At 72.1% G+C, this 13,285-nt stretch carries 14 protein-coding genes and 1 tRNA gene; 4 read left to right on the top strand and 11 right to left on the bottom strand.

Annotated elements, in window-relative coordinates; genetic code table 11:
- Positions 1 to 37: 37 nt before the first annotated feature.
- The 4 genes from KSED_RS05725 to hrcA form a co-directional block, all read right to left on the bottom strand.
- Entirely contained in the window at positions 38 to 385 is a 348-nt protein-coding gene (locus tag KSED_RS05725; protein ID WP_015779156.1) for a histidine triad nucleotide-binding protein, read from the bottom strand.
- 47 nt (positions 386 to 432) lie between these two features.
- Positions 433 to 1,194 carry a 16S rRNA (uracil(1498)-N(3))-methyltransferase gene (locus KSED_RS05720; RefSeq protein WP_015779155.1) on the bottom strand — a complete coding sequence of 254 codons (762 nt, stop codon included), beginning with the start codon at positions 1,192 to 1,194 and terminating at the stop codon, positions 433 to 435.
- Entirely contained in the window at positions 1,194 to 2,324 is a 1,131-nt protein-coding gene (gene dnaJ, locus KSED_RS05715) for a molecular chaperone DnaJ (RefSeq protein ID WP_015779154.1), read from the bottom strand. The genes KSED_RS05720 and dnaJ overlap by 1 nt, the downstream gene beginning before the upstream one ends.
- Positions 2,325 to 2,413: 89 nt before the next feature.
- Complete coding sequence (gene hrcA, locus KSED_RS05710) at positions 2,414 to 3,439, bottom strand: heat-inducible transcriptional repressor HrcA (RefSeq protein WP_041291316.1); 1,026 nt, start codon at positions 3,437 to 3,439, stop codon at positions 2,414 to 2,416.
- 135 nt (positions 3,440 to 3,574) lie between these two features.
- On the opposite strand from hrcA, the gene KSED_RS05705 reads away from it, so the two are divergent.
- The 3 genes from KSED_RS05705 to KSED_RS05695 all read left to right on the top strand — a co-directional run bounded on the left by KSED_RS05705 (position 3,575) and on the right by KSED_RS05695 (position 5,798).
- Positions 3,575 to 4,444: a DUF3097 domain-containing protein gene (locus tag KSED_RS05705; protein WP_041290877.1), complete on the top strand. Its 870-nt coding sequence runs from the start codon at positions 3,575 to 3,577 to the stop codon at positions 4,442 to 4,444.
- A gap of 138 nt (positions 4,445 to 4,582) precedes the next feature.
- Positions 4,583 to 5,257, top strand: coding sequence for a DUF4870 domain-containing protein (locus KSED_RS13585; protein WP_081439772.1), 675 nt, complete (start codon positions 4,583 to 4,585; stop codon positions 5,255 to 5,257).
- 115 nt (positions 5,258 to 5,372) lie between these two features.
- Entirely contained in the window at positions 5,373 to 5,798 is a 426-nt protein-coding gene (locus tag KSED_RS05695; RefSeq protein ID WP_015779150.1) for a hypothetical protein, read from the top strand.
- 97 nt (positions 5,799 to 5,895) lie between these two features.
- Here the strand turns inward: KSED_RS05695 and hemW are convergent, their stop codons facing one another.
- On the bottom strand, positions 5,896 to 7,131 hold the full coding sequence (gene hemW, locus KSED_RS05690; RefSeq protein ID WP_015779149.1) for a radical SAM family heme chaperone HemW: 1,236 nt from the start codon (positions 7,129 to 7,131) through the stop codon (positions 5,896 to 5,898).
- Between the two features lie 100 nt (positions 7,132 to 7,231).
- On the opposite strand from hemW, the gene KSED_RS13580 reads away from it, so the two are divergent.
- The gene (locus KSED_RS13580; protein ID WP_015779148.1) at positions 7,232 to 8,368 is read left to right on the top strand and encodes a GNAT family N-acetyltransferase; all 1,137 of its coding nucleotides are present in this window, start codon (positions 7,232 to 7,234) and stop codon (positions 8,366 to 8,368) included.
- Between the two features lie 15 nt (positions 8,369 to 8,383).
- Here the strand turns inward: KSED_RS13580 and trmB are convergent, their stop codons facing one another.
- From trmB to nadD, 6 genes are all read right to left on the bottom strand, one after another.
- Entirely contained in the window at positions 8,384 to 9,289 is a 906-nt protein-coding gene (trmB, locus tag KSED_RS05680) for a tRNA (guanosine(46)-N7)-methyltransferase TrmB (protein WP_015779147.1), read from the bottom strand.
- Entirely contained in the window at positions 9,286 to 11,151 is a 1,866-nt protein-coding gene (lepA, locus tag KSED_RS05675) for a translation elongation factor 4 (protein WP_015779146.1), read from the bottom strand. The genes trmB and lepA overlap by 4 nt, the downstream gene beginning before the upstream one ends.
- Before the next feature lie 187 nt (positions 11,152 to 11,338).
- A complete protein-coding gene (locus tag KSED_RS05670; RefSeq protein ID WP_015779145.1) occupies positions 11,339 to 11,515 on the bottom strand; it encodes a CsbD family protein in 177 nt (58 codons plus the stop codon).
- Between the two features lie 479 nt (positions 11,516 to 11,994).
- Positions 11,995 to 12,067, bottom strand: a tRNA-Ala gene (locus tag KSED_RS05665).
- 87 nt (positions 12,068 to 12,154) lie between these two features.
- On the bottom strand, positions 12,155 to 12,610 hold the full coding sequence (rsfS, locus tag KSED_RS05660; protein ID WP_015779144.1) for a ribosome silencing factor: 456 nt from the start codon (positions 12,608 to 12,610) through the stop codon (positions 12,155 to 12,157).
- Entirely contained in the window at positions 12,607 to 13,284 is a 678-nt protein-coding gene (nadD, locus tag KSED_RS05655) for a nicotinate-nucleotide adenylyltransferase (RefSeq protein WP_081439771.1), read from the bottom strand. Before nadD ends, rsfS begins: the two co-directional genes overlap by 4 nt.
- Between the last annotated feature and the right edge of the window lies 1 nt (position 13,285).

The raw sequence follows: 13,285 nt of genomic DNA, 5'->3' as shown, positions 1-13,285 counted from the left end.
GGGGCCAGTCTACGGCCCGCCACCGACAGGACCCGGGTCACACCGCCATGCTGAGCGGGCGTCCACCCAGTACGTGCAGGTGGGTGTGGAAGACCTCCTGGCCGGAGTCGCCACCGCAGTTGAACACGAAGCGGTAGCCGGACTCCGCGACGCCCTCGGAGCGGGCGACGTCGGCGCCCACCCGCATCACCTCCGCGAGCAGCTCCGGCTCGGACCCGGCCATCTCACCGGCGTGGGTGCTGTGCTGCTTGGGCACCACCAGCACGTGGACCGGTGCCTTGGGCGAGATGTCCCGGAAGGCCAGCACGTCCTCGGTCTCGGTGACGGTGTCGTTGGGGATCTCCCCGGCCACGATCTTGCAGAAGAGGCAGTCGGCGTCAGTCATGGGCCGAGCCTAGTGCGAGCCGGCCCCGGACGCGGCGCTGGCCCGGGTCACCAACGCAGCGCGCCGGCGACGAGCGACAGGGCCACCGGGCCGGCTGACGAGGTCCGCAGGACGTGCGGCCCCAGCAGCACCGGGTGACCACCGGCCTCGGTGAACAGCTCGAGCTCCCGGGGGCTGATGCCGCCCTCGGGGCCGATCACGACCCGCACCACCGGCGGCACGGGGCCGTCACCCACCAGGCCCGTGAGCACCGGGAGCAGGCGGTCGGTGGCCACCTCGTGGAGCACGAGCGTCAGCTCGCCCTCCCGCGCGCCCTCCTCGATGCGGCGGGCCAGGCCCGCGCTGGAGACCAGCTCGGCCACCTCGGCCTCGCGGAGGCGTCGCGACTGCTTGGTGGCTGCGCGGACCACGCCGGCCCACTTCGCCCGCCCCTTGGCGGCCTTGGGGCCGGACCACCGGCTGATGCTGCGCTCGGCCTCCCAGGGCAGGACGTGGTCGACCCCGATCTCGACGCTGGTCTCGATCGACTGCTCAGCGCGGCCGCTCTTGGCCAGGGCCTGCACGAGCTCCAGCCGCGGGCGGGGCTCCGGCTCGGCGAGCTCCTCCAGGACGCGCAGCTCGAGCCGGTCCTTCGCGGTGGCGAGGACCTCGCCCCGCACACCGGCCCCCGCACCGTCGGTGACCAGCACCTGCTCGCCCACCGCGATGCGTTGGACGGTGGCGGCGTGCCGTCCCTCTTCACCGGTGAGCACCAGCGACCCGCCCACCGGCGCCAGGGGCCCATCGGCCACGAAGAGGGGAAGCGTCATCAGCGGCCCGAGAAGGCGTCCCGCAGGCGTCCGAAGAAGCCCCCGTGCTGGTCCATGGAGGTGACGGTGCCGGTGGCCTGCTCCTCACCGCGCAGCGACGCGAGCTCGCGCAGCAGGTCCTTCTGGCGGCCGTCCAGGCGGGTCGGCGTGACCACGTTGGCATGCACGTGCAGGTCGCCGCGGCCGTCCCGGCGCAGGTGCCCCACGCCCAGACCCCGGAGGGTGAACACGGCGCCGTGCTGGGTGCCGGCCGGGATGTCCACCTTCTCGGTGCCGTCGAAGGTCTCCACCTGGGCCTCGGTACCCAGGGCAGCGGCCGTCATCGGCAGCTCCACGGAACAGTGCAGGTCGTCGCCCTCACGGGTCCACGTGTCGTCCGCCAGCACGTTGACCTCGACGTAGAGGCTGCCGGCCGGGCCGCCGCCGGGGCCGACCTCGCCCTGGCCCGCCAGCTGGATGCGGGTGCCGGTGTCGACGCCGGCGGGCACCTTGACCTTGAGCGTGCGGCGCTCCCGCACCCGGCCGTCGCCCCGGCAGTCGGTGCAGGGGTTCTCGATGATCTCGCCGGTGGCCTGGCAGGCGCCGCAGGGGCGCGTGGTCATGACCTGGCCCAGGAAGGAGCGCTGCACCTGCTGGACGTGGCCCTGGCCGCGGCAGACGTCGCAGGTGCGCGTACCGGTGCCCGGCGAGGCGCCGGCGCCGTCGCAGGTGGAGCACAGCACCGCGGTCTCCACGGTGAGCTCCTCGGTGTTGCCGAACACGGCCGTGCGCAGCGGGACGTCCAGGCGCACCAGGGCGTCCTGACCGGGCTGCTGCCGGGAACGCGGCCCCGCGGTGGCGCCCTGCCCGCCGAAGAAGGCGTCCATGATGTCGCTGAAGGTGAACGCCCCACCGGCAGCGCCGCCGAAGCCCGCGGTCGGGTCCCCGTACGGGTCGGCCCCGCGGTCGTAGGCCATGCGCTTGTCCGCATCGCCCAGCACGTCGTAGGCCTGCCCGACGAGCTTGAACTCGTCCTCCTTGCCCGGCGCGACGTCCGGGTGCAGGTGGCGGGCCTTCTTGCGGTAGGCACGCTTGATGTCCTCCGCGGTGGCGTCGCGGGAGACTCCGAGGATCTCGTAGTAGTCGTTCATGCGCTCTCCGCGCCGGCTCGGCCGGCGGCTGCGGTTCGGGGGTGGGTGGTCTTCTCAGGGGTGCCCGGGGTGGCCCCGGCGCAGGTCTCTCAGCGGTGCTCGAGCACCTCGGACAGGTAGGCGGCCACGGCCCGCACGGCCCCCATCGTCCCGGAGTAGTCCATGCGGGTGGGGCCCAGCACGCCCAGCGAGCCGATGCCGTCCTGTCCGTAGGTGGTGCTCACCACCGAGGCCGTCTGCAGGCCGCGGTGGTCGTTCTCGGTGCCGATGGAGACCGCGATGCCCGGTTCGGCCGCGGTCGCGCCGTCGGCGCGTTCGGAGGCCTGCAACAACCGCAGGAGCACCACATGTTCCTCCAGGGCCGAGATCACGGTCTCGAGGGAGCCGCCGAAGTCGGTAGTGTGCCGCACGAGGCTCGAGGTGCCGGCCAGGGCGAGGCGTTCCTCACGTTCCTCGGCCAGGGTGCTCGCCACGAGGGTGCAGACGGTCTCCAGCAGCGGGTCGTGCGGGTGGTGGGCTGCCAGCTCGGTCAGCCGTTCCCGGGCGGACAGGAAGGTCTGCCCGGCAGCCGCGCCGTTGATGCGGTCGCGCACCGTGTGCAGCGCGTCGTCGGCGACGTCCCGCGGCAGGTCCAGCAGGCGCTGCTCCACCCGGCCGCTGTCGGTGATGATCACGACCATGGCGCGCTCCCCCATCGGCACCAGCTCGACGTGCTGCAGGGCCGAGCGGGTGAGCGAGGGGTACTGCACGACGGCCACCTGGTGTGTGAGCGCCGCGAGCAGGCGCACGGTGCGCTCGACGACGTCGTCGAGGTCCATCGGGTCGGCCAGGAAGTCGCGGATGGCGCGCTTCTCCGCCGGGGTGAGGCGGCGCACCTGGGCGATGCTGTCGACGAACTGGCGGTAGCCCGCATCGGTCGGGACGCGGCCGGCAGAGGTGTGGGGGGCTTGAATGAGCCCCTCGGCCTCGAGGATCGCCATGTCGTTGCGGATGGTGGCCGCGGAGACGCCGATGCCGTGTCGCTCCAGCACGCTGCGGGAGCCGACGGGCTCGGAGGTGCGAACGTGGTCCTCCACGATGGCGCGGAGCACCTGCAGGCGGCGCTCACCGGACATCAGGGCCTCCTTCGGGCGGTCGATCACGGCGGGGGCGAAAACGGGGCCTCCCGGGTCCTGACCAGCGTGCACACGCTGGCACTCGGGGACGTCAAGTGCCAGTCTACGCGGCCGGCGCACGTAGCCTGTGCGGTCATGGACAGGTACGGACGCGATGTGCTCGCCGGCGACTGGAAGCGCCCGAAGCGGGGCCGCAGCAAGGACGTGGAGGCCACCGACGGACTCGTGGTGGAGGAGGTGTCCACCGGGTGGGTCGGCGCGGTGGTGGCCCTGGAGAAGGCCGGCGGGCAGAACGTGGTGCACCTGGAGGACGCGTGCGGTCGCACGCGGGGCTTCCCGATGGGGCCGGGCTTCTGGGTGGACGGCCAACCGGTGAACCTGGTGGCGCCGCGGCGGGCGCCGTCGGCTCCTGCGACGCCGTCCCGCACCGCCAGCGGGAGCCGTGCCGTGGCCGCCGCACCGGCCCGGGTGGCCGTGGGCTCGCGGATCTTCGTGGAGGGGCGACACGACGCGGAACTGGTGGAGAAGGTCTGGGGCGACGACCTCCGCATCGAGGGGGTGGTGGTGGAGATGCTGGACGGCGTGGACGACCTGCGCGGCGTCATCGAGGACTTCCGGCCCACTGCCGAGCGACGGATGGGGGTGCTGGTGGACCACCTCGTGCCCGGCACCAAGGAGTGGCGGGTGGTGGAGGAGGCTCGGGCGACGCCCCGGTACGCCCGTCACGTGAAGATCGTGGGGCACCCCTACGTGGACGTGTGGCAGTCCGTGCGTCCGCAGCGGCTGGGCTGGGAGCAGTGGCCGGTGATCCCGCGCGGGCAGTCGTGGAAGCACGGAATCCTGGCCGAGCTGGGGTGGCCGCACGACACCCAGGCCGACGTGGCGCGTGGCTGGAAGCGGATCCTGGGCACGGTGCGGGACTACACCGACCTGGAGCCCGAGCTGTTGGGGCGGGTGGAGGAGCTCATCGACTTCGTGACCGTCGGCGAGGTGCCGCTGGGGTGAGCCAGTGGGTCAGCCGGCGCGGGAGGGGTGGCCCGTGCACCCTCCCGACCGGGTGACCCCGCCCGCGGGCGGACGGCCCGTTCACAGGTCCGCCCCGGGGTGGCTGCGCACGGGGGCCGGATTCGACAGACTGGGGTCATGACCACGACACCTCCCCCTCCCCCGAACCGAGACGGCGCGGGTCGCAACGGCTCCTCCGCGTGGTCGCCCCAGGGCGGCCAGGACCCGGTGGGTCCCCGTGGACAGAGCATCCCCTCGCAGGATGACGCCTTCGTGGGCGAGGCCCGGCAGCCGCAGTGGAATGCATCGAGCACGAACCCGGACGGCAGCCCCCACCAGGACGCCTACCCGAACGCCTCGGGTGACCCGTACTCGAACCAGGGCCAGTACGGCGGTGGGCACTACGCACCGCCGCACGGCGGTCACGCCACCTCGGGCGCAAGTGACTCCGATCGCCTCGTCGCTGTCTTCTGTCACCTCTCGGGCATCATCTCCACGGTTCTGTCCGGTGGCTGGCTGCCGTTCGCCGGACCGCTCATCGTGTGGTTCCTCTACAAGGACAAGGACCCGTTCGTCCGTCGCGCGGCCGCCGGCTCCTTCAACTTCCACGTGGTGGCGGCCATCGTCTTCATCGCCCTGTGGATCATCACCGGGATCATGACCATCGTCACGTTTGGTCTGGCGCTGCCGCTGGCCCTGCTGCTCTTCGTCATCGCGGGTGCGCTCTACCTCTGGTGGACGATCAGCGCGTCGATGAAGGCCTCGAAGGGCGAGCCCTACACCTACCCGGTGGAGATCAAGATCCTCGACTGACATGCACGCTCGCGATGGGGCGGTCCGGCCGGCTGGTCGGGCCGCCCTTCGCCGTCGCCGAGCCCGCCTCGCGGCCCGGCTGGTGGGTGGGCTCCATCGAGGGCAGGATGGCGGCATGACCGACATGACGAACGGCCCCACGGGCACCGAGTACACCGACGAGCAGAAGAAGACGATCAAGTCCGCTGCCATGGGGGCGATCGCCCTGGTGTCCGCGGCCGACCCCGGACTGCTCTCGACCCTGAAGGAGGGCTGGGCCGGTTCCAAGGTGCTGGCCAAGGCCCCAGCCTCGATGCAGGAAATCATCCGCGAGGGAGGGTTCCCCACCCCGCCGCAGGCCGCTGATGCGGTGGGCCGTGAGCAGGCCGTCCTGGACGACCTCGCCGAGGCGGTGGGGATCCTGCGGGCCAACCCGGCCGATCTGGAGGCCTTCCGTGGGCTGGTCGCCGAGGCGATGGACGCCACCGCCAACGCCTCGAAGGGTGTGGACCCTCAGGAGGCCGAGACCATGGACCGGGTGCGGGCGGTCCTGAACGGCTGATCCGCCTCCACTCGTTGCCGGCCGCGACGCCCACAGCCCTCGCCCGCCGCGCCGCCGCAGCACCACCAACCGGTGGTCAAACAACCCCACGCCCCCCTCACAACCCGAGCAGCCGCCCCATCACCAGGTCCGCCAGCAGCCGCCCGCGACGCGTGAGCACCAGCCGCCGGTCCCGCACCGCCGGCACGCCCTCCAGCAGCCCGTCGCCGATCAGCGCCGCCACCGCCCCGCGCCCCTCCGCCGGCACGTCGTCGAGCGCCAGCCCCTCCCGGCGCCGGATCCCCAGCATCACCCGCTCCTCGGTCACCTGCTCGGCCGTCAGCACCTCCCGCGCGGCTGCCGGCGTCACCCCGGTCGAGAGCCGCTGCGCCCACGCCCGCGGGTGCTTGACGTTCCAGAAGCGCACGCCGCCGACGTGGCTGTGCGCCCCGGGCCCCACGCCCCACCAGTGCCCGCCGTCCCAGTAGTGCTCGTTGTGCCGGCAGCGCCCTGCTTCGGTCCGTGCCCAGTTCGACACCTCGTACCACCCGTAGCCCGCCGCACCCAGCAGGTCGTCGGCCAGCTCGTACTTGTCCGCCTGGTCGTCCTCGTCCGGTTCCGGGAGCTCCCCGCGCGCCACCCGGCGATGCAGGGCCGTCCCCTCCTCAATCGTCAGCGCGTAGGCCGACACGTGGTCGGGCCGCAGCGCGATCGCCGCCTCCACACTGGCGCGCCAGTCCACCAACGACTCCCCCGGCGTCCCGTGGATGAGGTCCACCGAGACCGCCAGGCCGGCAGCCCGCCCCGCCTCCACCGCTCGCTCCACGTTGGCCGGGTCATGCGTCCGGTCCAGCGTGGCCAGCACGTGGGGCACGGCCGACTGCATCCCCACGCTCATCCGTGTGTACCCCGCCTCCGCCAGCCCCCACGCGAACTCCTCGTCCACCTGGTCGGGGTTGGCCTCCGTGGTCACCTCCAGGTCCTCGGCCACCGCAAACCGCTCCCGCACCACCTCCAGGGCCCGCCCGAGGTCCTCGGCCCCCAGCAAAGACGGCGTCCCCCCGCCCACGAAGACCGTGTCCACGACCGGGAGCGCTCCCCCATCGGCGGTCAGGACGCGCACGGCGAGGTCGAGCTCAGCGGCCACCCCATCGACCCAGGTGTCCAGCGAGGCCCCGGTCTCGTCGCCCAGCTCGGTCAGCGTGTACGTGTTGAAGTCGCAGTACCCGCAGCGCACCGAGCAGAAGGGCACGTGCAGGTACAACGAGAAGGTCTCCTCCCGCATCGATCCCAGGGCCGATGCGGGCAGCGCACCATCGCGCGGGACGGGGTCACCGGGGGGCAGCTGGGGCATCCCCCGATTCTCCCACCACCCGCGTCGTGCGCGGCCGGCCGGGGCCGGGGCCCGGGGCAAACCCGTGGCCGCCGGCGAGGCCTGGCCCTAGCCTTCGTCCATGACCTTCACCGTGCGCCCCGCCCGCGAGGACGACGCCGAGGTTCTGGCCGACCTCTCCCACGAGGCCTTCGGGTACCCGCGCCAGGAGGCGCGCTCGCCCCTCGCCGAGGGACGCAGCACGATCGTCGCGACCGATGGGGTGCGCGTGGTCGGGTCCGCCACCTGCCACCGCTACGACTCGTGGTGGTGGGGCCAGACCCTGCCGACAGCCGGCATCGCCGGGGTGAAGGTGGCGCCCGAGGCGCGCGGGAGGGGCCTGGTGCGTCGCCTCATCGAGCCGCTGCTGGAGGAGGCCCGCGGATGGGGCGCGGTCGTCTCCACGTTGTTCGCCACCGCCCCGGCGATCTACCGGCCGCTCGGCTATGAGGTCGTCGCCACCTACGACGACGAGACGGTGGTGCCCACCGCGGTGTTCCGCGACCTCGCGCCCGGACCGGACGCGCTGCGCCGCGCGGTGCCGGACGACCTGCCGGCCATCGTGGACGCCTACGAGGCATGGGCCCGCCAGCACAACGGCCCCCTGACCCGCCGCGGCCCACTCTTCCCCGCCGACCGGGCCTTCACCGGCGGCGCCTACACCCTGGCCGAGCGGGAGGGACGGGTCACCGGCGTGCTCCGGTGGGACCGCACGTCCCGGTACGGCGAGCCCGGGAGCACCCTGGAGGTGCACGACCTCATCGCGCTCGATGCGGGGGCGGCGGCCTCGCTGCTGGCCTCCCTGGGGTCGCACTCGGCAGTGGCGCCCCGCACCGTGGTCTCGACCTCGGGCCTCGACGCGCTGCACCTGCTGGTGCCGAGCTGGCAGTGGCAGCGCGGCAGCGGCAACCCGTACTCGCTCGCGGTGCTCGACCCCGCCGAGGCGCTGCAGCGCCGGACCTACCCCACCTGGGCGTCGCTGGAGACGAGCTTCGGGGTGGACGACGTGTCCTGGTCCGTGCGCCTCACAGAGGGGACGGCCACGGTCGAGCCCACGGACCGGGCACCGGCCGTGCGCTTCACGCCGCGGGGTCTCGCGGTGGTGTGGAGCGGCAGCCAGTCACTGGCGGCGGCCCGTCAGGCCGGCCTGGCCGAGGGGGACGACGACCTCTGGTCGCTCTTCGGCACGGGGCAGGTGCACATCCGCGACTACTTCTGAGGCTGACGCGCGCCCTCAGCGACGGACGCCGATGACGTCCCGCACCTCGCGGTCGACGCCCAGCCCCTTGCGCTCGAAGCGCGTCACGGGGCGCTCGGCGAAGCGCGGCGCGAACCCGCCGTGGCCGGGCCCGGCCGGGTCCTCAGGGTGGGCCCGCTCCCCCGCATGCGGGCTGTCGAAGTGCTCACTGGCCTCGATGACGTCACGCATCCACCACGCGTAGTCCGCCCAGTCCGTGGCCAGCCGCCACACGCCACCCGGGCGCAGGGCACGGGCGACGTCCTGCGCCAGGGCAGTGCTGACCAGGCGGCGCTTGTGGTGCTTCGCCTTGGGCCAGGGGTCCGGGAAGAAGGTCCAGACCTCGGCCAGCGACCCGGGCTCGAACATCGTCGCGAAGGCCCGCGCCGCATCGACCTCGATGACGCGCACGTTCTCCAGCCCGTGGTGCGCCAGCTGCGAGACGATCTGCGCCGCCCCCGGGTGCCACACCTCGATCGCGAGGTGGTCCACCTCCGGGTGCGCCAGCGCGTGCGCCGCGACGGCATCCCCGGACCCGGCGCCGATCTCCACGACCAGCGGGGCCGTCCGGCCGAACACCGCAGCGGCGTCGAACCGGAAGCCCGGGTCCACCGACAACGGCTCGGTGGTGCGCGGCGGCTCCACCACGAGGCGGTCAGCGTGCTTGTCCCACGCCTGAGCGTGGCGCGGGTCCGGCCGCTCCCCGCGGATGACGTACGAGCGCGTCACGCGCTTCAACCGCCCATCCGGCAGGCGCTCGGCGTCGCCGCGCGAGACACCCGTGTGCTCCACCGCGGCGCCCGTTGCGGCAGCCGCGCCCTTGCGGGGGGCGCCGGCGGGCACCCGGCCGCCGCTCACCGCATCGGTCGTGGCCCTGCGGTCCGGTGACGACCCGGTGCTCACTTGGCGTCCTTGCCCTTCTCGCCGTCCTGGCTCAGCGCAGCGATGAAGGCCTCCTGCGGCACCTCGACCGTGCCCACCATCTTCATGCGCTTCTTGCCCTCCTTCTGCTTCTCCAGCAGCTTGCGCTTACGGCTGATGTCACCGCCGTAGCACTTGGAGAGGACGTCCTTGCGGATCGCTCGGATCGTCTCGCGGGCGATGATGCGGGAGCCCACCGCGGCCTGGATCGGCACCTCGAACTGCTGCCGCGGGATGAGCTCCTTGAGCTTGCCCGCCATCTCCACCCCGTAGGCGTAGGCCTTGTCCTTGTGCACGATCGAGCTGAAGGCATCGACCTGGTCCCCCTGCAGCAGGATGTCGACCTTCACCAGGTCCGCCTCCTGGTAGCCCGCCTCGGAGTACTCGAAGGAGGCGTACCCGCGGGTGCGGGACTTCAGGTTGTCGAAGAAGTCGAACACGATCTCCGCCAGCGGGAGGGTGTAGCGCATCTCCACCCGCTCCTCGGAGAGGTAGTCCATGCCCGCGAGGTCACCGCGGCGCGACTGGCACAGCTCCATCACCGACCCGATGAACTCCGAGGGCGTGAGGATGGTGGCCTTCACGACCGGCTCGGTGATGCTGGAGACCTTGCCGCCGGGGAACTCGCTCGGGTTGGTGACCACCACCTCGGTGCCATCCTCCATGCGCACCGTGTAGATCACGTTGGGCATGGTGGAGATGAGGTCGAGGTTGTTCTCGCGCTCCAGGCGCTCGCGCACGATCTCCAGGTGGAGCATGCCCAGGAAGCCCACGCGGAAGCCGAAGCCCAGCGCCGCGGAGGTCTCCGGCTCGTACACCAGCGCGGCGTCGTTCAGCTTGAGCTTGTCCAGCGCCTCGCGCAGCACCGGGTAGTCCGAGCCGTCGATCGGGTAGAGGCCGGAGTACACCATCGGGGTGGGGTCCTTGTAGCCACCGATCGGCGTCGTCGCGCCGTGGTGGTGGGACGTGACCGTGTCGCCCACCTTGGACTGCCGCACGTCCTTCACCCCGGTGATGAGGTAGCCGGTCTCCCCCACGCCGAGCCCCTTGGTGGCATGGGGCTCCGGCGAGCTGACACCGATCTCCAGCAGCTCGTGGGTGGCGCCGGTGGACATCATGGTGATGCGCTCGCGCGGCCTCAGCTGGCCGTCCACCACCCGGACGTAGGTCACCACGCCGCGGTAGGTGTCGTAGACCGAGTCGAAGATCATCGCTCGGGGCGGCGCGTCCGCATCGCCCACCGGCGCAGGGATCATCGCCACGACGTGGTCCAGCAGGTCCTCGACGCCCGCACCGGTCTTGCCCGAGACCTTCAGCACGTCCTCGGGCTCGCACCCGATGAGGCCCGCGATCTCCTCGGCATACTTCTCCGGCTGCGCGGCCGGCAGGTCGATCTTGTTGAGCACCGGGATGATGGTGAGCTCGTTCTCCATGGCCAGGTACAGGTTGGCCAGGGTCTGCGCCTCGATGCCCTGCGCCGCGTCCACGAGCAGGATCGCACCCTCGCAGGCGGCCAGGGAGCGCGACACCTCATAGGTGAAGTCGACGTGCCCCGGCGTGTCGATCATGTTCAGAACGAAGGTCTCCTGGTCCTTGCCCTCCCCCAGGGCCCAGGGCATGCGCACGGCCTGCGACTTGATGGTGATGCCGCGCTCACGCTCGATGTCCATGCGGTCCAGGTACTGGGCACGCATGTCACGCGGCTGCACCACCTCGGTGATCTGCAGCATCCGGTCGGCCAGCGTGGACTTGCCGTGGTCGATGTGGGCGATGATGCAGAAGTTGCGGATCTGCGACGGAGGGGTCGCGGCCGGCTGCAGGGCGGTACGGGCAACGGGGGACACGGAGCGGGGCACCTCGGGTGTCTCGGGGGCGGGCGGGATCAGGGCAGAACAGGTCGGGGCAGTCTTTCACGCCCCGCACGCGCTCACGGCATCGTCACCCGCGATCTGGCCCCTGACACCCCCCGACGGCACGCGAACGGGCCACCGGGGTGTCCTCCGGTGGCCCGTTCGTCGATGCGGGGAGGCCTCACTTGTCGCGGAAGGCGTCCTTCACGTTCTCACCAGCCTGCTTGATGTCGGCCTGGGACTGCTGGCCCTTGCCCTCGGCCTGCAGGCGCTCGTTGTCGCCGGCGTCGCCCGCGACCTCCTTGGCCTTGCCGGTGACCTTGTCGGCCGTGTTCTCGATCTTGTCCTGGATGCCCATGAAGAGCCTCCTTCCTGCCCCGCAGCGCGGGGCCTCGTCCCTCCACCCTCTCCGCTGTCGCCCCGGCTCGCAAACCGGTGGCCGATGGCGGCCCCGGCAGCGGCCCCTCCCCCAGTGAGCCCCCGCGGCCCCTCGCGCTGCAGCCGCGCGGTGGGTAGCGTGGGGCCATGGCTTGGCAACAGATTGCATCCCGTGTAGGTCGCATCGTCACCCGCCGCTTGGTGAGCCGGGGCGTGCGCGCCGGCATGAACAAAGCGCAGGGCTCTGGGGACCAGCAGCGCCGGCGCCCGCCCCAGGAGGGCTCCGGAGGGCAGCCTCCCCGCCAGGGGTGAGCCGCCTGCCCACGCGCCGGGCCTGGTAGGTCCTGGCCCGGCGCGTGGGCACCCTCACCGGCGGTGGCCCGTCGGCCGGGGCCAGTGGCCGGAGACACGAGAAGGGCCCTCACCACACGGTGAGGGCCCTTCTCATGCGTTCTTCTGTGGAGCTAAGGGGATTCGAACCCCTGACCTCCTCCATGCCATGGAGGCGCGCTACCAACTGCGCCATAGCCCCGTGCGGGTGTGTGCCCCTCTCGGAGCGACCGGTGAATATTACACACACCACCCCCCGAAGCACCAAATCGGCGCTCCCGGGCGGGAATCAGGAGCTGCTGGCGTCGTCCTCGGCGGGGATCCACCACGGACGCTGCTCGGCCTCGTCCTGGGCCGCCGCGGCCTCGGACCGACCCTCGGGGTGCTCCGGCAGCTGCAGGTCGACTGCGGGGCAGTCCTTCCACAGCCGCTCGAGGTCGTAGAACTCGCGGTCCTCGGCGTGCTGCACGTGGAGCACGATGTCGCCGAAGTCCACGAGCACCCAGCGGTTCTCGCGCTCGCCCTCGCGGCGCTTGGGCTTCACACCGGCCGCCAGGCAGGCGTCAGTCACCGCATCGACGACGGCGTGCACCTGGCGCTCGGTCGGGGCGGAGGCGATGAGGAAGATGTCGGTCAGCGCGAGGTGCTGGCTGACGTCCAGCGCCACGATGTCGTCGGCGAACTTGTCGTCGGCGGCACGGGCGGCGGTACGAGCCAGGTCGATGGCCTCGGGGGTGGCAGTCACGCAGTGTCCTCCTGGACGGGGTCTGGGGTGTCTGGCCGCGACGGCGCGGTGGCCGGCGGCAGGATCGCGCTGAAGCCCTCGTCGGACTCCGTGGCCTGCGCGGTGTACAGGCCGTGCTTGTTGATGTACTGCACGACGCCGTCCGGTACGAGGTACCAGACGGGCAGGCCGTCGGCGACCCGCTCACGGCAGTCGGTGGAGCTGATGGCCATGGCCGGGATCTCGGTCAGCGTGACCTTGTCCTGGGGCAGGCCAGTGGCGCTCAGCTCGTGCCCCGGACGGCTGACACCGATGAAGTGGGCGAGTTCCCAGAGCTCCTCCACGCCCTTCCAGGACAGGATCTGCCCCAGGGCGTCCGCACCGGTGATGAAGAAGAGCTCGGCGTCGGGGTACCGCTCGGAGAGGTCGCGCAGGGTGTCCCGCGTGTACGTCGGGCCCGGCCGGTCGATGTCCACCCGGCTCACGGAGAACCGGGGGTTGGAGGCCGTGGCGACGACCGTCATCAGGTAGCGGTCCTCCGCCGGTGAGACCTGCTTGCCCTCCTTCTGCCACGGGTGACCCGTGGGCACGAAGAGCACCTGGTCGAGGCCGAAGGTGGCGGCCACCTCACTGGCGGCCACGAGGTGGCCGTGGTGGATGGGGTCGAAGGTCCCACCCATCACACCCAAACGCATC

The organism is Kytococcus sedentarius DSM 20547 (genome assembly GCF_000023925.1).
GTDB classification, from domain to species: Bacteria; Actinomycetota; Actinomycetes; order Actinomycetales; family Dermatophilaceae; genus Kytococcus; species Kytococcus sedentarius.
This window is presented reverse-complemented; position numbering and strand designations above follow the sequence as displayed.

Coding starts and splice junctions, on each gene's coding strand:
- KSED_RS05670 (WP_015779145.1), bottom strand. CDS start 11,515: ATGGGCATCCAGGACAAGATCGAGAACACGGCCGACAAGGTCACCGGC.
- KSED_RS05720 (WP_015779155.1), bottom strand. CDS start 1,194: ATGACGCTTCCCCTCTTCGTGGCCGATGGGCCCCTGGCGCCGGTGGGC.
- dnaJ (WP_015779154.1), bottom strand. CDS start 2,324: ATGAACGACTACTACGAGATCCTCGGAGTCTCCCGCGACGCCACCGCG.
- hrcA (WP_041291316.1), bottom strand. CDS start 3,439: ATGTCCGGTGAGCGCCGCCTGCAGGTGCTCCGCGCCATCGTGGAGGAC.
- nadD (WP_081439771.1), bottom strand. CDS start 13,284: ATGCGTTTGGGTGTGATGGGTGGGACCTTCGACCCCATCCACCACGGC.
- KSED_RS13585 (WP_081439772.1), top strand. CDS start 4,583: ATGACCACGACACCTCCCCCTCCCCCGAACCGAGACGGCGCGGGTCGC.
- KSED_RS05695 (WP_015779150.1), top strand. CDS start 5,373: ATGACCGACATGACGAACGGCCCCACGGGCACCGAGTACACCGACGAG.
- KSED_RS13580 (WP_015779148.1), top strand. CDS start 7,232: ATGACCTTCACCGTGCGCCCCGCCCGCGAGGACGACGCCGAGGTTCTG.
- KSED_RS05725 (WP_015779156.1), bottom strand. CDS start 385: ATGACTGACGCCGACTGCCTCTTCTGCAAGATCGTGGCCGGGGAGATC.
- KSED_RS05705 (WP_041290877.1), top strand. CDS start 3,575: ATGGACAGGTACGGACGCGATGTGCTCGCCGGCGACTGGAAGCGCCCG.
- hemW (WP_015779149.1), bottom strand. CDS start 7,131: ATGCCCCAGCTGCCCCCCGGTGACCCCGTCCCGCGCGATGGTGCGCTG.